Genomic DNA, 19,869 nt, shown 5'->3' on the forward strand with positions numbered 1-19,869 from the left:
GACCGGCAGGCCCGATAGCCTTCGGCCATGAACACGTTGCAATCCGCTGTGCGACGCCGCCGCGCCGTCGCCGCCGCCGGCGTCGTATCCGCCGGACTGCTCGTCCTCTCGGCCTGTGACAAGCCGACGCCGATGGCCACGGTCACCGTGGGCAGCGACTCGGTGAACTCCGAGGCCACCTGTGGTGGCGAGGGCGACGCCCTGAAGTCGTCCGACCTCACGCAGTGCCTGAAGGACAAGGGCGTCAAGACCATCTCGGTCGACCCGGACGAGACCGTGCGCTTCGGTGTCGACCCGGAGATCGCGGACAAGGGCTGGACGATCCTGATGAACGGTCAGCCGCTGACCGACTCCAGCACGAAGACCTACCGCACCATCCCGGGCAGCGTGTTCTTCAACGCCCAGTACGGGGCGCAGGGCAACTCGACGCTGGTGTCCATCAAGGAAGGCGAGAAGGACACTTCGGGGTTGTGGAACTTCAAGCTGGAGAAGGACGCGTAATCGCTGCCGCTGGGCTGGGCAGGGTGCTTGTCGCCACCGCGGTTGCTGTTGAACGGGACGCGGTGGCTACGGCCCTGGGGGCGCTGTCCCTGGAGTCCGATGACGAAGCCCTCGGCGTTGCAGGCCGTGCCCACCCTCCCCCAAGCTCTCGGCTTCGCTCGAGCAGGGGGGACCCCCATCGCCCCAGCGGAACGACTGCCCACGGCGGTGGCGGTATCGACCTCCTCGCCGTCGGTGTGGGGCCCGCTGTCGCCGCTGCTTCCACCGCCTCCGCCCTGACCGCCGCCGCCCTGCAGGGCGAGCCCTACGACCTCGTCGTCTCCGCCGGGATCGGTGGGGGGTTTCAGCCCGAGGCGAGGGTGGGTTCGCTCGTCGTCGCCGATGAGATCGTCGTGGCCGATCTGGGGGCCGAGACCGAGGACGGGTTCGTGTCGGTCACGGAACTCGGGTTCGGGACCGTGCGTCACCACCCGCCCGAGGACCTCGTACGGCTGGTCGGCGACGCCGTCGGGGCCCGTGCCGGGGCCGTGCTCACCGTGTCCACCGTGACCGGGACCGCCGAGCGGGCCGCCGAGCTCCGGGAGCGTCATCCCACCGCCCTCGCCGAGGCCATGGAGGGCTTCGGTGTGGCCGAGGCCGCTGCCGCGCACGGGGTGCCCGTGCTGGAGGTTCGGGCGATCTCCAATCCCGTCGGGCCGCGCGACCGCGCCGCCTGGCGCATCCCCGACGCCCTGGCGGCCCTCACCGAGGGTTTCGGGAAGCTCGTGCCCGTACTGGAGAGTTGGAACCGGCATGACCAGTGAGCAGCTGAAGATCGCCTACTCCCCCTGCCCGAACGACACCTTTGTCTTCGACGCCCTGGCCCACGGCCGCGTCCCCGGCGCCCCCGCCCTCGACGTGACCTTCGCCGACATCGACATCACCAACGGCATGGCCGAGCGCGGCGAGTTCGACGTGCTGAAGGTGTCGTACGCCGTGCTGCCGTACATCCTCGACGAGTACGCCCTGCTGCCCTGCGGGGGTGCGCTGGGGCGGGGCTGCGGGCCGCTGGTGCTGACGCGGGAGGCGGACGTCGACCTCACCGGTCGCACGGTCGCCGTGCCGAGTGAGAAGTCCACCGCCTATCTGCTCTTTCGGCTGTGGGCCGCGGACACGCTGAGCGACGGGGTCGGCGAGATCGTCGTCATGCCGTTCCACGAGATCATGCCGGCCGTGCGGGACGGCAAGGTCGACGCGGGGCTCGTCATCCACGAGGCGCGCTTCACGTACCGCGGCTACGGCCTGCACAAGCTCGCCGACATGGGCGAGCACTGGGAGAACACCACCGGGCTGCCGATCCCGCTGGGCGCGATCATCGCCAAGCGGTCGCTGGGCGAGCAGAAGCTGCGGCTGCTCGCCGACTCCATCCGGACGTCCGTGCGCGCCGCCTGGGACGACCCCGAGGTGTCCCGCCCGTACGTCATGGAGCACGCCCAGGAGATGGACCCGGCCGTCGCCGACCAGCACATCGGGCTGTACGTCAACGAGTTCACCGCCGACCTCGGCGAGGACGGCTACGCCGCCGTACGCGGGCTGCTGACACGCGCGGCGGCCGAGGGGCTGGTGCCGCCCCTCGGCCCGAACGCGCTGCGTTTCCCCTGAGCGGCTTACACGTCCAACTGGTCGGCGACCGCGCGCAGCAGGCCCGCGATCTTCTTGCCGGCGGTCTTCTCGGGGTAGCGGCCCCGCTCCAGCATCGGAGTGATGTTCTCCAGGAGAGTCGTCAGATCCTGGACGATCGAGGCCAGCTCGTCCGGCTTCTTGCGGGTGGCGGCGGCGACCGAGGGGGTCGGGTCCAGAATCGTCAGGGACAGCGCCTGGTCGCCGCGCTGTCCGGCGACGACGCCGAACTCCACCCGCTGTCCCGGCTTGAGCGTCTCGACTCCGGCGGGGAGGACCGAGGAATGGACGAAGACGTCACCGCCGTCGTCGCGGGAGAGAAAGCCGAAGCCCTTCTCGCTGTTGAACCACTTGACCTTGCCGGTAGGCACGTCTGTCCTCGTCCTCGTACTCGTCGGAAAACTGCTTCTGAAACGGCTCTGGATAGCACTCGGGCGGGTCGTACGGACCCGCCGGTACCAAGGCTAATGCTCTTCAGGCCGGTGACAAGACGTCACCCGGTTGTTCCTTCGCGCTGGGAACTACCCTGGTCGGGTGCGTGACAAAACCCAAACGAATTCCGCCGCTCCCGGTGACCGTCTGGTCCGTGCCGGTGGCATCGTCTTCTTCATCGGCGCCGTGGCCACACTGGTCACGGTCGCCCCGCTGTTCCTGGGGACGACACCCTTTCCGACCTACATGTTCGGCCTGAGCATGCTCATGGCAGTCGGATTCCTGATGGCCGGCGCGGGAGTGCTGCGTTCCGTGGCGGCGGGCCGGCGTCAGGCGCGTGCGGGACGGTAGTCCGAAAGCCACCCGGGGAATTCCGTCAGGTCGGTGAGTACGACGTCCGCGCCCGCCGCGCGCAGTTCCTCCGGGAGGCAGGGGCCGGTGGCCACCGCGACCGACAGCGCGGCGGCCGCCCGGGCGCCGCGTACGTCCCCGACGTGGTCGCCGACGTAGACGCCCGCGTCGTGCTCGCGCAGCGCCTCCGCCTTCTGTTCGGCCCACAGGTCGCCGATGACGGCGTCGGGCTCGATGCCGAGGTGGGGGAGGTGCAGTTTGGCGTTGGGCTCGTACTTGGCGGTGACGACTATCGCGCGTCCGCCGGCCTCCCGTACGGCCGCGATGGCCTCCCGGGCGCCGGGCAGCGCCGGGGTCTCGGCGATCGCGATCGTCGGATACATCTCCCGGTACACGTCGGCCACGGTCTCGACCTCCTCGGCCGGGAACCAGTTGATCAGCTCCTCGGCCAGCGGCGGCCCGAGCCGCGTGACCGCCAGATCGGCGTCGATGTACGTCCCCGTCCGCTCGGACAGCGCCTGGTAGCAGGCGCGGATGCCGGGGCGGGAGTCGATGAGGGTCATGTCGAGGTCGAAGCCGACGGTGATTGCCATATGGGCCATTGTGCCCAGGCGGTGTGAACGGCAGACGTCACCCTGTGATCGGCTAGCGAGAGCGCTGTGAGCGCCATACCAGGAACAGCGCCGACGCCACCGCCGCGCCCCTGACCACCCATGGCCAGGTCTCCGCCACCGCGTCGTTCATGTGGCCCTCGGCGATCGGGGTGCCCCAGCGGCCGTTCATCCTGCCCCACAGCCAGAGGACGCCGGCCGCGACGGAGAGGCTGGGGAGGATCACGACCGCCCACTTGGTCTCGGCCGGGCTCAGGCGGCGTGAGGCGTAGGCGATGAGCCAGCCGAGGATCAGCACGAACCAGTTGCCGAGGACCGCACCCGCGACGAGGAGACCGGCGGCGATGAGGAGGAGGGGGTTGCTCCAGCCGCCCGCGGGCAGGCGCGGAAGACGGCGGCGACTCGCCTTGCCGGCCGTCTCCTCCGGCTCCCCGGCGGCCTCGACAGCGGGGGCAGCCTCCTCGTCGGCCGCCGCCTTCTCCAGCTCCGGCTTCCTCGGCCGCGGCGGCTTCAGCAGGTCCGGCAGCTCCACGCCGCCCACGAAGCCCGGCACCTCTTCGCCCGCCCCGAAGGGGCTGCTGTCCACCCGCCACCAGTCCGGCTGGACCGCGCTGTCCCCGAGCTCGTGCCCTGCGGCCAGGTGCGGCGGGGCCGCGCCCTCGGCGGCGGCGGGCCGTGGCTCCTCGGTCGGCCGGGCCGGGCGGGGACGCGGTACGACGCGCCGCAGGACCCCCTTCGGCCGCCCGTCCGGCTCGTCCGGTTCGCGGGCCTCGCGCTGTACGGGCACGGCGGCGGGAGCGCTCTGCGCCGTACCGCCGCCGCCCGTGCCGTCCGCGGCCGCCGCCACGACCTCGTCGGGGCTGCCGAGGCGGGACAGGATGCGGCGGACGGCGGCGGGCGAGTCGACGGTGGCCTTCGCGCGGCGCTGGTCGATCTCGTTGCGCAGGTCGGCGACCAGGCGCATGCGGGTGGCCGACGACAAGTGCCGTTGCTGGGCCACGTCTCCGACGCGGCTCAGATACTCGTAAACGACCTGGTCGCTCTCAATCCCCACGAAGTCCCCTCCGGGGCGTGTGCGTTGGCTGACGCCGTCGGTCGACGGTACCGCGAGTACGAGCGGGTGCCCCACATGCCCGTCCGGCAAGGGCCCCCGCCCACCCGTGCACAGTCGGCTCGTCCGCCGGAGGCGACCCGCTACCGTGGACCGGATGAGCACCGAGGACAGGCCTGCGGCCCCCCGTTCCCTCGCGGAAGCGCTCCGCGGGCGGGACGACGTCTCGCTGGGCGCGCTCCTGCGCAGCCGTCCGGATCTCATCACGCCCGTGCCCACCGACCTCACCCAGCTCGCGACCCGCGCCGGCACCCGGGCCTCGGTCGTACGGGCCCTGGAGCGGCTGGACCGGTTCACGCTCCAGAGCGCGGAGGCGCTGGCCGTGGCGGCGGATCCGGCGACGTACGACGAACTGCTCGGGCTCATGGCCGGGGACGACGCCGACCCGGCCGTCGCCCAGGCCCTGCCGCACGCCCTGGGTGTCCTGCGCGAGCAGGCCCTGGTCTGGGGCGGGGACGACCGGCTGCGGCTGGTGCGGACGGCGCGTGAGCTGCTGGCGCCCTCGCCGCAGCACCCCTCGCCGACGGGGCTCGGCCCGACGGTCCAGGAGGCCACCGCCGGGATGTCCCCGGGGCGGATCCAGGAGATCGTCACGGCCGCCGGGCTGCCCTCGACCCACGACTCGGTCTCCGCGGTGACCTCCCTGACCGAGCTGTTCACGGACCGGGGCCGGATGGCCGCGCTGCTCGCGAAGGCCCCGGCCGACTCCCTCGACGTGCTGGAGCGGCTGGTGTGGGGGCCGCCGTACGGGCAGGTCACGGCCGATCCGGCGCCCCGGCTGCGCTGGCTGCTGGACCGGGGGCTGCTGCTGCCGACGGCGCCCGGGACGGTCGTGCTGCCGCGCGAGGTCGCCCTGCACCTGCGGCGGGGGCTCGCGCACCGGACGCCCGAGCCGGTGCCGCCGGCGGTCGAGGCCGCCGCCGTTCATCGTCCACAGGTTGTGGACAGCACCGCGGCCGGGCAGGCGTACACGGCGCTGGCGACCGTCGAGGAGCTGCTGAAGGACTGGGACGAGGGCGGGCCGGCGGTGCTGCGGGCCGGTGGGCTGAGCGTCCGGGACCTCAAGCGGACCGCCGTCGCCCTGGACGTGCCCGAGCCGGTCGCCGCGTTCTGGGTGGAGCTGGCGTACGCGGCGGGTCTGATCGCCCCGGACGGGGAGGCCGACGAGCGGTACGCGGCGACCCCCGCGTACGACGAGTGGCGGGAGCTGCCCGCCGCCGAGCGCTGGTCCCGGCTGGTCACGGCGTGGCTCCCGGCGACCCGCACGGCCGGGCTGGTGGGCGGGCGGGACGCGAAGGACCGCACGTTGTCGGCGCTCGGGCCGGGTCTGGACCGTTCGGCGGCGCCGGAGGTACGGCACCGGGTGCTGGCGCTGTTGGCCGGGCTGCCGGAGGGCGCCGCGCCGACCGCCGAGTCGGTGCTGGCCCGGCTGCGGTGGGAGCGGCCTCTGCGTGGTGCCCAGCCCGAGGAGGACCTGCGCAGCCGGCTCGCCCGGTGGGCCCTGTCCGAAGCGGAGCTGCTGGGCGTCACGGGCAGGGGTGCGCTGTCGGCCCACGGCAGGGCCCTGCTGGGTGCGCCCGCGGCTCCCGCGAAGAGCCCGGAAGCGGAGCCCTCCGGTCCAGCCGAGCCCTCCGGCCCGGGGGACAAGCTCCCGGTCCACCACCGGCCCGCTCCCCTCACCCTCCTCTCCCCCGCCGAACAGGCCGTCGCCTCCGCCGCCGCGGCCCGGCTGCTCGCGCCGCTGCTGCCCGAGCCGCTGGACCACGTGCTGCTCCAGGCCGACCTGACGGCGGTGGCGCCCGGGCCCTTGCAGCGCCCGCTCGCCGACATGCTGGGCGTTCTGGCGGACGTCGAGTCCAAGGGCGGGGCCACCGTCTACCGGTTCACGCCCGGCTCGGTGCGGCGCGCCCTCGACGCCGGGCGGAGCGCCTCTGACCTGCACGCCTTCCTCGCCGCGCACTCCCGTACGCCGGTGCCGCAGCCGCTCACGTACCTGATCGACGACGTCGCCCGCAGGCACGGGCATCTGCGTGTCGGCGCGGCCTCGGCGTACGTCCGCTGTGACGACGACGCGGTACTCAACGAGATCCTCGCCGACAAGCGGGCCGCCGGGCTCGGGCTGCGCCGGCTCGCCCCGACCGTGCTGGCCGCGCAGACCGACCCGGCGGGGCTGCTGGAGGGCCTGCGGGCGATGGGCTTCGCACCGGCCGCCGAGTCCGCCGAGGGCGATGTGCTGATCACCCGCGCGCACGCGCACCGCACCCCTCCCCGTACGGCGCCCGAGCCGGTGCCGGACGGCCCGCCGATCCCCGACGACACCCTCCTCTCGGCGGCGCTGCGCGCCATCCGGGCCGGCGACCTCGCCTCCACCGCGCCGCGCAAGCCCGGCACGGCTCCCGAGGTCAACGGCGAACTGCCCCGCACCGGTTCGGCCGAGACCCTCGCCACCATGCAGGCCGCCGTCCTGACCGGCGAGGCCCTGTGGATCGGCTACGTCAACGCCGAGGGCGCCGCCAGCCAGCGCGTCATCGCCCCGATCCGCGTCGAGGGCGGCTTCGTCACGGCGTACGACCACACGGCGGACGAGGTCCGCACGTACCCGCTGCACCGGATCACCGGTGTCGCGGAGCTCGCGGACGACGCGGGCTGACGGCCCGTTCCGCCTGGGCGTCGTCTCACCCGTTCGGGTGCACGTCGGCGTTCATGCACGCCACGCCGGGGATTTCCCACCCTTGGGCGACATTGCCGGGCGTGCCGCATTCCGCCGTTCGGGCGGGGCAGCCACCGAATGTCCCTGTGAGCCTTGTGGAAAGGAAGTCCCAGCATGCGCGCTGTCCGTCGAGTCGCCGCCGTCCTGGCCGCCGCCGCCCTGATGACGTTCGGTGGGCTGGCCACGCCGGCCGCCGCGGTGAGCATCGATGTCGCCGGCCTTGTCGTCGAGACGCCGCAGGTCTGATCCGCCTGCCGCGCACCATCGGGCCGGCTCCGGTGTCCCCGGGCCGGCCCGCGGTGGGGCGTCCCTCATCCCTCAGTACCTGAAAGGCCCTGTCGTCCCCATGCGTGAAAAGCTCCCCGCCGTCGCCCTGTGCGCCGTCGCCCTCGTGGGCGTGGTCGCGCCCTGTGCCGCAGCGGCCCCGCCCGCGCTGCCGCTGCCCCTGCCTGCCGCCGGTGCCGAGCCCCTGGTCTCCGAGGGGATCGGCATCGAAGGGCCGCTGATCAACAACGTCAATCTGCCCACGTTGAAGTAGCGCGGCGCATCCGGTAGCTGTCCCCGTCCAGCCGCACGACGTCGGCGTGATGGGCGAGGCGGTCCACCAGCGCCGGGGCACTGGCGCCGAAGACCTCGTCCCAGCGGCCGAACGGGCGGTCGCTGGTCACGATCAGCGAGGCCCGCTCGTAGCGGTGCGCGACCAGGCGGAAGAACAGTCCGGCGGTCGTCGCGTCGAAGGGCGTGTAGCCGACCTCGTCGACGATCAGCAGGGGGTACTCGTCGAGGGCGGCCAGTTCCGCGTCGAGCCGGCCGGCGGCCCGGGCGTCCAAGAGCCGGGCGGCCCACTCGGCGGCGGTCGCGAACAGCACCCGGTGCCCGGCCTGGCAGGCGCGCACGCCGAGGCCGATGGCGAGGTGGGTCTTGCCGGTGCCGGGCGGGCCGACGAGGACCGCGTTGCGCCGGGCGGCGACGAAGTCCGCCTTGCCCAGGCGGGCCACGGTCTCCCGGTCGATGCCCCGGGGGTGCTGCTGGTCGAAGTCCTCCAGCAGCTTGCGGGCCGGGAAGCGGGCCGCAAGGATCCGGGCCTCGGCGTCCGCGTCCGGGGCGGGCTGCCGGGGCACGGCCGGCGTGGCCACCGGCGCCTGCTGTTCCGGCGTCCCGTGCCGCCGGCCTGCGTGGTCCTGCTCCGCCTGGTCGGGCCCCGCCCGCCCGGGCCCGGCCGGCGCGGCGTGTCCGCGATCCCCGTGCGCGGCCATCGGCCCCGACATGTACGCGAGGATCGCCGCCGAGACGATGAACGCCATGTGGATCACCGTCCCCCACAGCAGGGCGTGCCGGGAGGTGTGGTGGACGTCCACGAACATCTGGAGCAGATGGACGGAGGAGATGCCCACGATCGCCGTGGCGAGCTTGACCTTCAGTACGTTGGAGTTGACGTGCGAGAGCCATTCGGGCTGGTCACGGTGGCCCTGGAGGCCGATGCGCGAGACGAAGGTCTCGTAGCCGCCGACGATCACCATGATCAGCAGGTTGGCGATCATGACGACGTCGACCAGCTTGAGCACCGCGAGCATCACGTACGTCTCGGTGGCGTGCCCGCTCACACACATCAGGATTAAGGTCCACAGCTCCTTGAAGAACTTGTAGACGTAGACGCCCTGGGCGGCCACCAGCCCGAAGTAGAGGGGGGCCTGGAGCCAGCGGGTGGCGAACAGGGCGTATCCGAGCGTGGTGGTGGTTGGGTTCCGCACGGTTGGCCATTCTTCGGGGCCGAGTGGAAAAACTGAATTCACACCACACGTTGGGATGAAAAGGCATTCAGTAGGACCGGAGCCGGTCCGGTCCCGCGCAGATCACACCCTCGGGACGGCGACGATCAGGCACACTGGACGTTTGGCCGAGTCGTTCGAAGCCGTCCGAGCCGTCCGGCCGTGGGAAAGGGTGCCGCGCGTGAATGGTCCGCTGATCGTCCAGTCCGACAAGACCCTGCTCCTGGAAGTCGACCACGAGCAGGCCGACGACTGCCGTCGGGCCATCGCCCCGTTCGCGGAGCTGGAGCGGGCGCCGGAGCACATCCACACCTACCGGGTGACCCCGCTGGGCCTGTGGAACGCCCGCGCGGCGGGCCACGACGCCGAGCAGGTCGTGGACGCGCTGGTGCAGTACAGCCGCTACCCGGTGCCGCACGCGCTGCTGGTCGACATCGCCGAGACGATGGACCGCTACGGGCGGCTCACCCTGTCCAAGCACCCGGCGCACGGGCTGGTCCTGACGACCACCGACCGTCCGGTGCTGGAGGAGGTCCTGAAGTCGAAGCGGATCGCGCCGCTGGTCGGCGCCCGCATCGACCCGGACACGGTCGCCGTGCACCCCTCCGAGCGCGGGCAGATCAAGCAGACGCTGCTGAAGCTGGGCTGGCCGGCGGAGGACCTCGCGGGGTACGTCGACGGCGAGGCGCACGCGATCGAGCTGGCCGAGGACGGCTGGGCCCTGCGGCCGTACCAGAAGCAGGCGGTGGAGAACTTCTGGCACGGCGGGTCGGGCGTGGTCGTCCTGCCCTGTGGCGCGGGCAAGACGCTGGTCGGCGCCGGGGCGATGGCGCAGGCGAAGTCCACGACCCTGATCCTCGTCACGAACACGGTCTCCGCCCGGCAGTGGAAGCACGAACTGGTGCGGCGCACGTCGCTCACCGAGGACGAGATCGGCGAGTACAGCGGGACGAGGAAGGAGATCCGGCCCGTCACGATCGCCACGTACCAGGTGCTGACGACCAAGCGGAAGGGCGTCTATCCGCACCTGGAGCTGTTCGACTCCCGGGACTGGGGCCTGGTCGTCTACGACGAGGTGCATCTGCTGCCGGCGCCGGTGTTCAAGTTCACGGCGGATCTCCAGGCGCGGCGAAGGCTGGGCCTCACGGCCACGCTGGTGCGTGAGGACGGCCGCGAGTCGGACGTGTTCTCCCTGATCGGGCCCAAGCGGTTCGACGCGCCGTGGAAGGAGATCGAGGCGCAGGGCTACATCGCGCCCGCCGACTGTGTGGAGGTCCGGGTCAATCTGACGGACGCGGAGCGACTCGCGTACGCCACGGCCGAGGCGGAGGAGAAGTACCGCTTCTGTGCGACGACCGACACCAAGCGGAAGGTCACGGAGGCGATCGTCCGCCGCTTCGCCGGGCAGCAGATCCTCGTCATCGGCCAGTACATCGACCAGCTCGACGAGCTGGGTGAGCATCTGGACGCGCCCGTGATCAAGGGTGAGACGTCGAACGCGCAGCGGGAGAAGCTGTTCGACGCGTTCCGGGAGGGCGAGATCAGCGTGCTCGTCGTGTCGAAGGTCGCGAACTTCTCGATCGACCTGCCGGAGGCGACGGTGGCGATCCAGGTGTCCGGCACGTTCGGGTCGCGCCAGGAGGAGGCCCAGCGGCTGGGCCGGGTGCTCCGGCCGAAGTCCGACGGCCACCAGGCGCACTTCTACTCGGTGGTCGCGAGGGACACCATCGACCAGGACTTCGCCGCGCACCGCCAGCGCTTCCTGGCGGAACAGGGGTACGCGTACCGGATCATGGACGCGGACGAGCTGCTCGCGGAGAGCTGAGGCCGGCCGGCTGCTCCTGTGCGGCGGGGCCGCTCACTTGCGGCGGACCAGGCCCACTTCCTCGCCGTACTGGCCGAGGATGATCACGTCGAAGGCGGCGCCCGCGAACACCCTGACGGCGCGCAGGGCGTCGCCGAGGTGGTGACGGTCGTGGCTGCCTGCCACGGCGGTGGCGCCGGGCGGGCGGCCCGGTGCCGAGGCGGGGGAGAAGGTTGCTGCGCTCATGTCTCCATGGTGCGTTTCCGGTCGTAAAGTCCGCGTCGGCCTGAGGGCCGAACCCGCGTACTCCGCACGTACGCCTGAGGACCGACCCCTGCCCCTCAGGGAGGAGGGCCCCGTCCCCTAGGGGATGAGAAACAGGAGACGAGAAGCAGGGGGCGAGAAACAGGGGGCGAGAAAAACCGTTGGCGGTCGCCTCCCGCGCTCCTCTAAGATCTCCGCTCTTGCCCGCCTCCCTCACGGAGCGCCGCCGACCGGACGGAAACCGGCCGGCATCTCACCGCCATCTCTTCAGCAGGTCCTCCGGAGGCACCCCCTTGTCCACGCCCGTCGACGACCCGCTCTCCCGTGAGCGCTCCCACCTCGCCGCGTCCCGTTCCGCCCTGCGTGCCATGCGCGAGGACGTCGAGGCCCTCGACATCAGCGACGTCACCGCGAACTGGGTCAACGCCGAGGTGCTGTCCCACCAGATCGAGGAGCGCATCAAGGCCCTGGCCGACCTCAGCGACACCCCGCTGTTCTTCGGCCGGCTCGACTACCTGCGCGAGCCCGGCGCCGCGGAGGCGGAAGGGGCGGCGGGGGAACGCTTCTACATCGGGCGGCGGCATGTGCACGACGCCGACGGCGACCCCATGGTGATCGACTGGCGCGCACCCGTGTCGCAGCCGTTCTACCGGGCCTCCAAGAAGGACCCGATGGACATCGCGCTGCGCCGCCGCTTCGGCTACACCGGTGGCGACCTCACTGCGTACGAGGACGAGCACCTGTCGGACCCGGCCGAGGCCGCGCGGACCAGCAAGCTCCTCCAGCAGGAGATCGAGCGGCCGCGCGTCGGCCCGATGCGGGACATCGTCGCGACGATCCAGCCCGAGCAGGACGAGATCGTCCGGTCAGGACTCTCCGGCACGGTGTGCGTGCAGGGCGGCCCGGGCACCGGGAAGACCGCCGTCGGCCTGCACCGGGTCGCCTACCTCCTCTACGCCCACCGCGAGCGCCTCGCCCGCACCGGCACGCTGGTCATCGGACCGAACCGGTCCTTCCTGCACTACATCGAGCAGGTGCTGCCCGCCCTCGGCGAGTTGACGGTGCAGCAGGCCACGGTCGAGGACCTGGTGGCACACGTGGAGATCAAGGGGACGGACGACGCGACGGCCGCGGTCGTCAAGGGCGACGCCCGCATGGCGCAGGTGCTGCGCGGGGCCCTCTACTCACACGTCACGATGCCCACCGAGCCGGTCGTGGTCGTGCGCGGCTCCCGCCGGTGGCGCGTGGCGGCGTACGAACTGGAGGAGATCGTCCGCGAGTTGCTCGACCGCGACATCCGCTACGGCGCCGCCCGCGAGGCCCTGCCGCAGCGCATCGCGCACGCCGTGCTGGTGCAGATGGAGCGGTCGGGGGAGGCACCGGACGACCGGGTGCAGGACGCGGTGGCCCGCAACAGCGCGGTGAAGGCGGCCGTCAAGGCGGTCTGGCCGGCCGTCGACCCGGCGAAGCTGGTGCTGCGCCTGCTGTCGGACGCGGACTTCCTCGCGGAACACGCGGCGGGGATTCTCGACGAGGAGGAGCAGAAGGCGGTGCTGTGGGCGAGACCGGCGCGCAGCGTCAAGTCCGCCAAGTGGTCGGCCGCCGACGCCGTCCTCATCGACGAGGCCACCGACCTGATCCAGCGCACGCACTCCCTCGGTCATGTCGTCCTCGACGAGGCGCAGGACCTCTCCCCCATGCAGTACCGGGCGGTCGGCCGCCGCTGCACGACCGGCAGTGCCACGGTCCTCGGCGACCTGGCACAGGGCACGACGCCGTGGGCGACCCGGGGGTGGGAGGAGGCGTTGACCCACCTGGGCAAGCGGGACGCGGTGGTGGAGGAGCTTACGGCCGGTTTCCGCGTGCCGACGGACGTCATCACGTACGCCTCCCGGCTGCTCCCTCACATCGCCCCGGGGCTCACGCCGGTGGTGTCGATCCGTGAGAACCCGGGCCACTTCGAGGTCCGGGAGGTCACCGGCACCGCCGACGTGGTCGACGCCTGCCGCGAGTCGCTGCGCAACGAGGGCTCGACCGGCCTGATCGCGGCGGACGCCCGGATCCCGGAGCTGGCGGCGGCCCTGACGGATGCCGGTCTCCCCTACCTCGGCCCGGGCGAGGAGACGACCCGGGAGACCCGCCTGACCCTGGTCCCGGCGTCGCTCGCGAAGGGTCTGGAGTACGACTACGTCGTCCTGGACGAGCCCCGGGCCGTGGTCGACGGCGAGCCGGACGAACGGACTGGTCTGCGTCGCCTGTATGTGGCGCTGACGCGAGCGGTGTCGGGGCTGACGGTGACGCATGCGGCGCCGCTGCCGCCACAGCTGGCCTAGTGTCCCGGTCCGGAGATCCTGTCGCAGTAGCGGCAGATGCGGTCGATGATCTGGTCTGCGGTCTTGGTCCACTTGAAGGGCCGGGCCTGCTCGTTCCAGGTCTTGATCCAGTCCTCGAGGGCGGTCTTGAGCTCGTCGAGTGAGCAGAACACGCCGCGTTCGAGGCAGCGCCGCTGTAGTTCGGCGAACCACCGCTCGACCTGGTTGATCCAGGACGAGTAAGTCGGGGTGAAATGCAGCTCGAACCGGGGATGGGCCAGAAGCCACTTGTGGACCACCGGCGCCTTGTGGGCGGAGAGGTTGTCGCAGATCACGTGGACCGCCAGGCCGGGATCGGTCTGGCGGTCGATCTCGTCGAGGAAGTCGCGGAAGTCCACGGCCCGGTGCTGCGCGGACAGCTTGCCGATCACCTTGCCGGTGGCGGTGTTCAGGGCGGCGAACAGGTCCACGGTGCCGTGCCGGACGTAGTCGAAGCTGCGCCGCTCGGGGATGCCCGGGACCATCGGCAGTACCGGAGCTGTCCGTTCCAGGGCCTGGATCTGCGGCTTCTCGTCGACCGCGAAGACGGCCGCGTTCGCCGGCGGGGCGAGATACAGCCCGACCACGTCACGGATCTTGTCGATCAGCAGCGGGTCCGGAGAGATCTTGAAGGTCTCCGTGCGCCAGGGCTGCAGCCCGAAGGCCCGCCAGATCCGCAGCACACTCGTCGGTGAGATCCCCACCCGCCGGGCCAACTCCCGCTTCGACCAGTGGGTGGCGCCTTCGGGCACCTCTTCCAGCGTGCGCACCACCACCTCTTCCACCTGGGCGTCGGTGATGGTGCGGGGCACGCCGGGACGCAGCTCGTCGGACAGACCATCGAGACGGCGTTGCAGAAATCTGGTCCGCCACCGGCTCACGGTCCCCCGATCAGTGTCCAGCCGCGCGGCCACCGCGGTGTTGTTCAGCCCGTCCGCGCACGCCAGCACGATCCGTGCCCGCTTGGCCAGACCCTGCGCGGTTGTCCGCCGTTTGGCCCACCCCTGCAACACCAGCCGCTCGTCCTCGGATAACACCAGCGGTTGCAGCCTGCTGTCCCCCATTCCTCCAGCAGACCGCAGCCGCCAGCCGCTGTCACCGCCCGAGCCGAAATCTGAAACGAACCACGACTCACGTGGCGAGACGTGAACTCAAGACCAGATCACTAGCTGCGGGCAATCGGCCGACCTAGCTGCGGGCAATCGTGCCGCCAAGGGCGGCACGGGTGGGCGCAGCGGCACCCCGCACCGCCGGGTTGCGGACCCACCCGGCCCCGGCAGCAACGCCCAGTCGCTCTCAGGAACCGTCCACCGCAGCCCGCCACTTAGCGACCGCCTCCGCTGACACCGGCTCGGCCCATCCTCTCGGCCGAGCCGCGCCACCGATGTGAAAGCCGTCGACCCCGGCTTTCACCAATGTCGGCACGTGATCGAGCCGCAGCCCACCCCCCACCAGCAACTGCTGCTCATAGCCCGGCTCCCCGGCCCGCCCGGCCTCGTCGAGCAGCACGGCGAGCCCGTCGTCGACCCCGCCCGCCGCCCCGGCCGTCAGGTACGTGTCCAACCCCGGCATCCCGTCCAACTGCTTGCGCAGGGCGTCCCGGTCGGCGGCCCGGTCGATGGCCCGGTGGAAGGTCCAGGGGCAGCCGTCCAGCACACCGACGACCCGCTCCACCGCCGCCAGGTCCACCTCCCCGTCCGCGTCGAGGAACCCGAGCACGAACTCCTCGGCCCCGGCCTCCCGCAGCCCTGCGGCCACGCCGGCCAACCGGTCGACGTCCCCCGCCGCGAAGCCGTCGGCCGGCCGCAGCATCACCCGAAGCGAGATGTCGACCGCCCGGCGGATCCCGGCGACGGTGGCGGCCGACGGGGTGAGTCCGTCAGCCGCCATGTCGGTGACCAGCTCAAGGCGGTCCGCGCCTCCGGCCTGGGCGGCGACCGCGTCCTCCACGCCGAGGGCGATCACCTCCAGGACTGCACGCTTGCTCATGGGGCCCCATTCGTCGGCATGTCGGGCATGTCGTCGACCTTCGGCGACAGGTCTAGTCCAATCGAAGACTACGCTGCCCACTCCCGCCGGATTCCAAGCCCCCGGGGGACATGGCTCACCCGAAGATGTTCAGGTCCTTCGCCTCCACCCCGACCAGCTCGAACGCGGGCGCCCCGCCGACCGGCCGCCCCGTGTACAGCCGCACCAGCGTCGGCCCGTCCCCGATGAAGCGCCCCGGGGGCCGCTCCCCGCCGCTCTCCCCGAGCCTCAGCGGTTCGTCCAGGTCGTCGAGGTCGGCGTGCAGCGGCACATGCCCGCGCTCGTGGGTGATCCGGGCGAGCAGCGCGAGCGCGTCCGGCAGCCCGGCCCCGCCGTACGCCCCGGATTCGCCGAGGGCATCGCGCACGTCCCCGGCGTGCACCCACTCCCCCAGCGCGATGCCGTCCAGCTCTCCGCCCGCCCCGGCGATCAGCGGCCCGGCCTCGGTCATCCCGCGCTCCAGCTCGTCGACCACCCGCGCGGTGCTCCAGCCGTCCCGCTCGGCGATGTCCCGGTCGTTCGACTCGGGCGAGAACACGCCCCCCTCGAACCGGTTCTCCACCACCCGCATGAGCGCGGCCGAACAGTGCGCCAGCACCGACCGCACCGACCAGCCCGGACACGCCCTCACGGGCAGCGCGAAGTCCTCCTCGGCCCTGCCCCGCAACAGCGGAATCAGCGCGTCACGCTCGATGGCGAGCAGCCGCCCCGGCTGATCGGGGTCCCGTACGTCGTGCACATCAGCAGGAGTCGTCATGGGACCCACGCTAGGTGCCGCACCCCGTTCAGCGGGAGAATGACCCCATGGCCGATCTCGACGCCCTCCGCGCCCGCTTCGTCCGCACCCTGGAAGCGGCCCGGGGCCCGGCCGGTGGCCCCGACCCGGTCCCGTACGCCGACGACCTGCTCGGCCGGTGGCAGGAGCCGCAGCGCCGCTACCACACGGTCGGGCACCTCACGGCGGTTCTGGACCACATCGACGTACTGGAGAAGTACGCGCACGACCCGGACGTGGTCCGGCTGGCCGCCTGGTTCCACGACGCCGTCTACCTGCCCGACCGCTCCGAGAACGAGGAACGCTCCGCCCGCCTGGCCGAGCGTGCCCTCCCCGAGGCCGGCGTGTCCGCCGCACGAACCGCCGAGGTGGCCCGCCTGGTCCGCCTCACCGTCGGCCACGACCCCGCCGGCGACGACCCCGACGGCCAGGTCCTGTGCGACGCCGACCTGGCGATCCTGGCCTCACCCCCGTCGGCGTACGCCGCCTACACCGCCGCCGTCCGCGAGGAGTACCACTTCGTCCCGAACGACGCCTTCCGCACGGGCCGCGCGACGATCCTGCGCCAACTCCTCGACCTGCCGGGGCTGTTCAGGACACCGTACGGAGCGTCGGAGTGGGAGGCGACGGCCCGCTACAACCTCACCGCCGAGCTGGAAATGCTGTCGCTCCCGGCCGAGGGCCCCTCGTAACCTGCCCGGCATGTGGACAACGGGTGCGGAACAGGTGGAACAGGCCGTCGCCGAGTGCGTGGGCCTGCTGGGGGCGGTCGCCGCGCGGGACTGGGAGGGCGTGCGGGCCGGGCGGCTGGAGTGGAGCTGCCGGGAGACGGCCGTGCACATCGCCGAGGATCTGATCGGGTACGCGGGGCAGTTGGCGGGGCGGGAGCCCGAGGGGTACACGCCGTTCGAGATCTCGCTGGAGGAGGGGACCGACAACGCGGGTGCGCTGCGGGTGATCAACACGATGGGCGCCCTGTTCGCCGCCGCGATCCGTACGACGCCGCGCGAGGTCCGCGCCTTCCACCCGTATCCGTTCCGCAGCGCGAACCGCGAGGGCTTCGCCGCGATGGGCGTGACCGAGGTGCTGCTGCACACCCACGACATCGCCGAGGGGCTGGGGGTGGCCTACGAACCGGCTCCCGAGCTGTGCGAGTTCGTCCTCACCCGGATCTTCCCGCACGTCCAGCCCGGCCCCACCCCCTGGCAGACCCTGCTGTGGGCCACCGGCCGCGGTGAGCTGCCCGGCCGTGCCCGGGTCACCGAGTGGCGCTGGAACAACAACCTGGTGATCGAGACCGAGCGGCTCACCCTTCAGGGCGTCACCCCGGCGGCGGCCACCGACCTGTCCACGGTCGGCGACGGCGGCTTCGAGTGGCTCGAGGGCGGCCCGATCGAGGGCACCCGGGTGGGCGCCGGCCTGGTGTACAAGCAGTACGAGGACGGCGTCCACCGGCCGGAGTGGGGCATGTACGTGCTCGTCCGGCGCGAGGACGGCCGCGCGCTCGGCGCCATGGGGTTCCACAGCGTCCCGGACGAGGCGGGGCGGGTCGAGGTCGGTTACGACCTCGTCGAGGCCGCTCGCGGTCAGGGGTACGCCACCGAGGCGCTGCGCGCGCTGTCGGCCCGGGCGCTGTCCCGGGACGAGGTACGGACCGTCGTCGCGAACGTCGAGCGGGACAACGCGCCCTCGCACAAAGTCCTCGCCCGCGCCGGATTCAAGGCCGTCGCGCAGGACGTCGAGCAGGTCACCTACGAACTGCGCGAACCCGGCGACCGGTAACGCCCCTTCGGCCGCCGCAGCCCCGCCCCGTGCAGCAGCCGCACCACCTCGCGGCTGCTGACCTCCACGGCCCCGGCGTCCACGGCGTCCGCGTACCGCTGGGCGGGGATGTCGTAGTGGTCGCGTTCGAAGGCCCGCCGGGGCACGCCGAGGCGTTCGGCGAAGGTGTGCAGTTCCTCGTACGAGACGTCGCTGATCAGGTGGGACCACATGCGGCCGTGGCCGGGCCAGGTCGGCGGGTCGATGTAGACGGTCACGAGGGCGCCGTCCCGCCGAGCGCCTCGCCCAGTGATCCCAGCGCCGCGACCTTCACGCCCGCCTCGCTGCACACCCAGTGCGGGTCGGCCCCCAACTCCGGCTCCACCTGCAGCGCGTGCGGGTCGCCGGTGCCGCACACCGGGCACAGCGGCCAGCGGCCGTAGCGCTCCAGCAGGGCGTCCTGCACGTCCTGCGCGACCAGACCGGCCACGTACTGCGCGCCCTCCGGCCACTGCTCGACCCACCACCGCCGCTGCACGACGGACTCCTCGACCAGCGACACGACGTCCGCCTCGGCGACGCGTCCCGCGACGAGGTCGGCCAGCACGAGGGCGCGCGCGGCGTGCAGCGCCTGCTCCAGGGGGCTGATGGGGTCCATGCCCCCATTGTGCGCACTCTTGACCGCAACGCCGAGCCGAAAATATCTTTCAGAGGTGACCCGAAGAGTGAAGGAAAGTTTCGCCGACGGACGCGGCGGCACGAGCGGTACCGGCGGCACGGGCGGTACAGGCGGCACGGGTGCCATGGCCGGCACGCTCGGCACCCCGCCCGCCCCCGCCGCCCTCGCGGCCAAGGTCCGCACGCTGGGTCCCTCGATGACGCGCTCCATGCAACGCGTCGCCGAGGCCGTCGCGGGCGACCCGGCCGGCTGCGCGGCCCTCACGGTCACCGGCCTCGCCGAACTCACCGGCACCAGCGAGGCCACCGTCGTACGCACCGCCCGGCTGCTGGGCTATCCGGGTTACCGGGACCTGCGCCTGGCCCTCGCCGGCCTCGCCGCCCAGCAGCAGTCCGGCCGCGCCCCCGCCATCACCACGGACATAGCGGTCGACGACCCGATCGCCGACGTGGTCGCGAAGCTCGCCTACGACGAGCAGCAGACCCTCGCCGACACCGCCGCCGGCCTCGACACCGTCCAACTGGGCGCGGCCGTCACCGCGCTGACCACCGCCCGCCGCACGGACGTGTACGGCGTCGGGGCGTCCGGGCTGGTCGCCCAGGACCTCACGCAGAAGCTCCTGCGCATAGGGCTGGTGGCGCACGCGCACAGCGACCCGCACCTGGCCGTCACCAACGCCGTGCAACTGCGCGCGGGCGACGTCGCGATCGCCATCACGCACTCCGGGTCCACGGGGGACGTCATCGAGCCGCTGCGGGTCGCCTTCGAGCGCGGGGCGACGACGGTGGCGATCACCGGCCGCCCGGACGGCCCGGTCTCGCAGTACGCCGACCACGTCCTCACCACGTCCACGGCCCGGGAGAGCGAGCTGCGCCCCGCGGCGATGTCGTCCCGGACCGGCCAGCTTCTTGTGGTGGACTGCCTGTTCGTGGGGGTGGCGCAGCGGACGTACGAGACGGCGGCGCCGGCGCTCTCGGCGTCGTACGAGGCACTGGCCCACCGGCATCGTCCCTGAGCCGGCCCCGGCCGGCACGCACCGGAAAGACACGGAAAGAGCCGTCCC

General features: G+C 72.4%; 22 protein-coding genes. 12 read left to right on the plus strand and 10 right to left on the minus strand.

Annotated elements, in window-relative coordinates; translation table 11 throughout:
* The first annotated feature begins 27 nt into the window (after positions 1-27).
* The 3 genes from PV963_RS20345 to PV963_RS20355 are packed head-to-tail and all read left to right on the plus strand — an operon-like array spanning position 28 to position 2,142.
* The gene (locus tag PV963_RS20345; RefSeq protein ID WP_274817173.1) at positions 28-501 is read left to right on the plus strand and encodes a DUF2771 domain-containing protein; all 474 of its coding nucleotides are present in this window, start codon (positions 28-30) and stop codon (positions 499-501) included.
* Complete coding sequence (locus PV963_RS20350; RefSeq protein ID WP_274817174.1) at positions 471-1,304, plus strand: futalosine hydrolase; 834 nt, start codon at positions 471-473, stop codon at positions 1,302-1,304. The genes PV963_RS20345 and PV963_RS20350 overlap by 31 nt, the downstream gene beginning before the upstream one ends.
* On the plus strand, positions 1,294-2,142 hold the full coding sequence (locus tag PV963_RS20355) for a 1,4-dihydroxy-6-naphthoate synthase (protein ID WP_274817175.1): 849 nt from the start codon (positions 1,294-1,296) through the stop codon (positions 2,140-2,142). The genes PV963_RS20350 and PV963_RS20355 overlap by 11 nt, the downstream gene beginning before the upstream one ends.
* A gap of 5 nt (positions 2,143-2,147) precedes the next feature.
* Here the strand turns inward: PV963_RS20355 and PV963_RS20360 are convergent, their stop codons facing one another.
* Positions 2,148-2,531, minus strand: coding sequence for a cold-shock protein (locus PV963_RS20360; protein ID WP_010035896.1), 384 nt, complete (start codon positions 2,529-2,531; stop codon positions 2,148-2,150).
* Positions 2,532-2,694: 163 nt separating this feature from the next.
* Here PV963_RS20360 and PV963_RS20365 point away from each other — a divergent pair, with 163 nt between their 5' ends.
* The gene (locus tag PV963_RS20365; RefSeq protein ID WP_274817176.1) at positions 2,695-2,943 is read left to right on the plus strand and encodes a hypothetical protein; all 249 of its coding nucleotides are present in this window, start codon (positions 2,695-2,697) and stop codon (positions 2,941-2,943) included.
* Here PV963_RS20365 and PV963_RS20370 read toward each other — a convergent pair.
* A complete protein-coding gene (locus PV963_RS20370) occupies positions 2,922-3,545 on the minus strand; it encodes an HAD family hydrolase (protein ID WP_274817177.1) in 624 nt (207 codons plus the stop codon). The two genes, PV963_RS20365 and PV963_RS20370, sit on opposite strands and share 22 nt — an antisense overlap.
* A gap of 43 nt (positions 3,546-3,588) precedes the next feature.
* Positions 3,589-4,608 (minus strand): hypothetical protein, encoded by a 1,020-nt coding sequence (locus PV963_RS20375; protein WP_274817178.1) that lies wholly within the window; start codon positions 4,606-4,608, stop codon positions 3,589-3,591.
* Between the two features lie 154 nt (positions 4,609-4,762).
* On the opposite strand from PV963_RS20375, the gene PV963_RS20380 reads away from it, so the two are divergent.
* The 3 genes from PV963_RS20380 to PV963_RS20390 all read left to right on the plus strand — a co-directional run bounded on the left by PV963_RS20380 (position 4,763) and on the right by PV963_RS20390 (position 7,913).
* Positions 4,763-7,315: a helicase C-terminal domain-containing protein gene (locus PV963_RS20380; protein WP_274817179.1), complete on the plus strand. Its 2,553-nt coding sequence runs from the start codon at positions 4,763-4,765 to the stop codon at positions 7,313-7,315.
* A gap of 174 nt (positions 7,316-7,489) precedes the next feature.
* Positions 7,490-7,621, plus strand: a complete 132-nt coding sequence (locus tag PV963_RS20385; protein ID WP_274817180.1) for a hypothetical protein — start codon at positions 7,490-7,492, stop codon at positions 7,619-7,621.
* Positions 7,622-7,721: 100 nt separating this feature from the next.
* Positions 7,722-7,913 carry a hypothetical protein gene (locus PV963_RS20390; RefSeq protein ID WP_274817181.1) on the plus strand — a complete coding sequence of 64 codons (192 nt, stop codon included), beginning with the start codon at positions 7,722-7,724 and terminating at the stop codon, positions 7,911-7,913.
* On the opposite strand, the gene istB is transcribed toward PV963_RS20390, so the two are convergent.
* Positions 7,891-9,126, minus strand: coding sequence for an IS21-like element helper ATPase IstB (istB, locus tag PV963_RS20395; RefSeq protein WP_274817182.1), 1,236 nt, complete (start codon positions 9,124-9,126; stop codon positions 7,891-7,893). The genes PV963_RS20390 and istB overlap by 23 nt on opposite strands.
* A gap of 199 nt (positions 9,127-9,325) precedes the next feature.
* Between istB and PV963_RS20400 the strand changes: the two genes are divergently transcribed.
* Positions 9,326-10,969: a DNA repair helicase XPB gene (locus PV963_RS20400; RefSeq protein WP_274817183.1), complete on the plus strand. Its 1,644-nt coding sequence runs from the start codon at positions 9,326-9,328 to the stop codon at positions 10,967-10,969.
* Between the two features lie 33 nt (positions 10,970-11,002).
* Here the strand turns inward: PV963_RS20400 and PV963_RS20405 are convergent, their stop codons facing one another.
* Positions 11,003-11,194: a hypothetical protein gene (locus PV963_RS20405; RefSeq protein WP_274817184.1), complete on the minus strand. Its 192-nt coding sequence runs from the start codon at positions 11,192-11,194 to the stop codon at positions 11,003-11,005.
* Between the two features lie 311 nt (positions 11,195-11,505).
* On the opposite strand from PV963_RS20405, the gene PV963_RS20410 reads away from it, so the two are divergent.
* On the plus strand, positions 11,506-13,545 hold the full coding sequence (locus PV963_RS20410; RefSeq protein ID WP_274817185.1) for a HelD family protein: 2,040 nt from the start codon (positions 11,506-11,508) through the stop codon (positions 13,543-13,545).
* On the opposite strand, the gene PV963_RS20415 is transcribed toward PV963_RS20410, so the two are convergent.
* From PV963_RS20415 to PV963_RS20425, 3 genes are all read right to left on the minus strand, one after another.
* A complete protein-coding gene (locus PV963_RS20415) occupies positions 13,542-14,627 on the minus strand; it encodes an IS630 family transposase (RefSeq protein WP_274814345.1) in 1,086 nt (361 codons plus the stop codon). The two genes, PV963_RS20410 and PV963_RS20415, sit on opposite strands and share 4 nt — an antisense overlap.
* Before the next feature lie 232 nt (positions 14,628-14,859).
* On the minus strand, positions 14,860-15,552 hold the full coding sequence (locus PV963_RS20420) for a copper homeostasis protein CutC (protein ID WP_274817186.1): 693 nt from the start codon (positions 15,550-15,552) through the stop codon (positions 14,860-14,862).
* Positions 15,553-15,667: 115 nt separating this feature from the next.
* Positions 15,668-16,348 carry a maleylpyruvate isomerase family mycothiol-dependent enzyme gene (locus PV963_RS20425; protein WP_274817187.1) on the minus strand — a complete coding sequence of 227 codons (681 nt, stop codon included), beginning with the start codon at positions 16,346-16,348 and terminating at the stop codon, positions 15,668-15,670.
* A 47-nt stretch (positions 16,349-16,395) separates the two neighbouring features.
* Here PV963_RS20425 and PV963_RS20430 point away from each other — a divergent pair, with 47 nt between their 5' ends.
* Both PV963_RS20430 and PV963_RS20435 read left to right on the plus strand, forming a co-directional pair.
* Entirely contained in the window at positions 16,396-17,058 is a 663-nt protein-coding gene (locus tag PV963_RS20430; RefSeq protein ID WP_274817188.1) for an HD domain-containing protein, read from the plus strand.
* Positions 17,059-17,092: 34 nt separating this feature from the next.
* The gene (locus PV963_RS20435) at positions 17,093-18,148 is read left to right on the plus strand and encodes a GNAT family N-acetyltransferase (RefSeq protein WP_274822077.1); all 1,056 of its coding nucleotides are present in this window, start codon (positions 17,093-17,095) and stop codon (positions 18,146-18,148) included.
* On the opposite strand, the gene PV963_RS20440 is transcribed toward PV963_RS20435, so the two are convergent.
* Entirely contained in the window at positions 18,118-18,405 is a 288-nt protein-coding gene (locus tag PV963_RS20440) for a DUF4031 domain-containing protein (RefSeq protein WP_274817189.1), read from the minus strand. The genes PV963_RS20435 and PV963_RS20440 overlap by 31 nt on opposite strands.
* Complete coding sequence (locus PV963_RS20445; RefSeq protein WP_274817190.1) at positions 18,402-18,785, minus strand: hypothetical protein; 384 nt, start codon at positions 18,783-18,785, stop codon at positions 18,402-18,404. Before PV963_RS20445 ends, PV963_RS20440 begins: the two co-directional genes overlap by 4 nt.
* Positions 18,786-18,840: 55 nt before the next feature.
* On the opposite strand from PV963_RS20445, the gene PV963_RS20450 reads away from it, so the two are divergent.
* Entirely contained in the window at positions 18,841-19,821 is a 981-nt protein-coding gene (locus tag PV963_RS20450; RefSeq protein WP_425540925.1) for a MurR/RpiR family transcriptional regulator, read from the plus strand.
* Positions 19,822-19,869 lie beyond the last annotated feature (48 nt).

Origin of the sequence: Streptomyces coeruleorubidus, assembly GCF_028885415.1 — a bacterium.
Taxonomy (GTDB): Bacteria; Actinomycetota; Actinomycetes; order Streptomycetales; family Streptomycetaceae; genus Streptomyces; species Streptomyces coeruleorubidus_A.

Coding starts and splice junctions, on each gene's coding strand:
- PV963_RS20385 (WP_274817180.1), top strand. CDS start 7,490: ATGCGCGCTGTCCGTCGAGTCGCCGCCGTCCTGGCCGCCGCCGCCCTG.
- PV963_RS20430 (WP_274817188.1), top strand. CDS start 16,396: ATGGCCGATCTCGACGCCCTCCGCGCCCGCTTCGTCCGCACCCTGGAA.
- PV963_RS20390 (WP_274817181.1), top strand. CDS start 7,722: ATGCGTGAAAAGCTCCCCGCCGTCGCCCTGTGCGCCGTCGCCCTCGTG.
- PV963_RS20345 (WP_274817173.1), top strand. CDS start 28: ATGAACACGTTGCAATCCGCTGTGCGACGCCGCCGCGCCGTCGCCGCC.
- PV963_RS20405 (WP_274817184.1), bottom strand. CDS start 11,194: ATGAGCGCAGCAACCTTCTCCCCCGCCTCGGCACCGGGCCGCCCGCCC.
- PV963_RS20420 (WP_274817186.1), bottom strand. CDS start 15,552: ATGAGCAAGCGTGCAGTCCTGGAGGTGATCGCCCTCGGCGTGGAGGAC.
- PV963_RS20415 (WP_274814345.1), bottom strand. CDS start 14,627: ATGGGGGACAGCAGGCTGCAACCGCTGGTGTTATCCGAGGACGAGCGG.
- PV963_RS20370 (WP_274817177.1), bottom strand. CDS start 3,545: ATGGCCCATATGGCAATCACCGTCGGCTTCGACCTCGACATGACCCTC.
- PV963_RS20425 (WP_274817187.1), bottom strand. CDS start 16,348: ATGACGACTCCTGCTGATGTGCACGACGTACGGGACCCCGATCAGCCG.
- PV963_RS20355 (WP_274817175.1), top strand. CDS start 1,294: ATGACCAGTGAGCAGCTGAAGATCGCCTACTCCCCCTGCCCGAACGAC.
- PV963_RS20445 (WP_274817190.1), bottom strand. CDS start 18,785: ATGGACCCCATCAGCCCCCTGGAGCAGGCGCTGCACGCCGCGCGCGCC.
- PV963_RS20380 (WP_274817179.1), top strand. CDS start 4,763: ATGAGCACCGAGGACAGGCCTGCGGCCCCCCGTTCCCTCGCGGAAGCG.